This is a genomic window from Aeromonas finlandensis, from assembly GCF_000764645.1.
GTDB classification, from domain to species: Bacteria; Pseudomonadota; Gammaproteobacteria; order Enterobacterales; family Aeromonadaceae; genus Aeromonas; species Aeromonas finlandensis.
Map to the genome: position 1 here is coordinate 1 of NZ_JRGK01000009.1, position 525 is coordinate 525.

Below are 525 nucleotides of genomic sequence, written 5' to 3' on the forward strand. Positions count from 1 at the left end.
ATTAAATATGGGTCATTGTTGTTGGATTCGGAGTACCATATATCGTGATGTGCTACTGCTAGATTTTCACGACACAAATAGAGCCCTACACCATGACCATTAGCTCTTTTACTATAAAATAAGGTGAATAGCCTTTGAATATCATCCTCATCAATGGAGGGGCCGGAGTTAGCTATAACAACCAAACCGTCAATTAAATCTATCTTGATCTCTCGCTTTTCGGATAAACAAACCCAATACAAGGCATTATTTATTATATTTGTAAAAACAGGGTATATTCTAGATGGTATATCAACAATGCACATAGATTTAAATGCGGCTCCACAAGTAAAGTCAATGCGCTGTCTGATGAATCTATCGCCAAAGAATTTAGTTACGTGGTCTAATATGTTTTTCCCCGTAATGTCTTGTCTAGACTGATACCCAGATAATTTTAATGGAGACAAAAATCTAATCTGATGTGTTAACGATTTATGAGCAGTAAATGCTAATTCATATCCTGGGTGTTCTCGTACGCTTGCTGGA

Annotated in this window: 1 protein-coding gene; it reads right to left on the minus strand. The window is 36.6% G+C overall.

Annotation, left to right across the window (positions count from 1 at the left end; all coding sequences use genetic code 11):
• Positions 1–525 (minus strand): ATP-binding protein (locus LD28_RS22040; RefSeq protein WP_162182383.1); only part of this gene is annotated, 525 nt, incomplete at both ends.